Annotated in this window: 1 protein-coding gene; it reads left to right on the top strand. The window is 53.5% G+C overall.

Going from position 1 to position 540, the window contains the following annotated elements; translation table 11 throughout:
• The coding region (locus HGH92_RS33465; RefSeq protein WP_168875210.1) for an AMP-binding protein at positions 1-540 on the top strand (540 nt) is incomplete at both ends.

The following is a 540-nucleotide window of genomic DNA, read 5'->3' as shown; positions in this document are numbered from 1 at the left end:
GGGCCGTGTATGTTCCGATGTCGGCAGACCAGGCTGTTCATCATCTGTTGCAGGTGATAACGGAGACCGGGATGCAGGCCGTCGTTACCACTACGGCGCATGCGGCCACGCTAAAGCAATTGCTGGCTGCCCATGCTGTTAAGATCGATACGGTAATTATCCTGGACAGTCCGGTGGATACCGTGTTGCCGTTGTCGTTTGAACATCACCTTCCCATAGAAAATATTGTATACAGTGTAGCTGACCCTGATCTGGACTACGATGCGTCCGGCAGTGCTTATGTGTTTTACACTTCGGGTTCTACCGGCAGGAGCAAAGGCATCATCGGCTCCCACGTGTCGCTGAGCCATTACATCCATTGGCATCAGCGGGAGTGGGGCATAGACGGTAGTTTCCGTATCAGCCAGCTGGCGCCGATGACTTTTGACGCTTCGCTGAAAGATATCCTGACAGGCCTCATTGGCGGTGCCACCGTTTGTATGCCCGACAGCCATATCAAAAACAATCCGGCGCTGTTGGTGGAGTGGTTAAGAAACGAGC

This window comes from Chitinophaga varians, from assembly GCF_012641275.1.
Lineage (GTDB): Bacteria > Bacteroidota > Bacteroidia > Chitinophagales > Chitinophagaceae > Chitinophaga > Chitinophaga varians_A.
The sequence above is the reverse complement of the archived record's forward strand: the minus strand, read 5'-3'. Positions and strand labels throughout refer to the sequence as shown.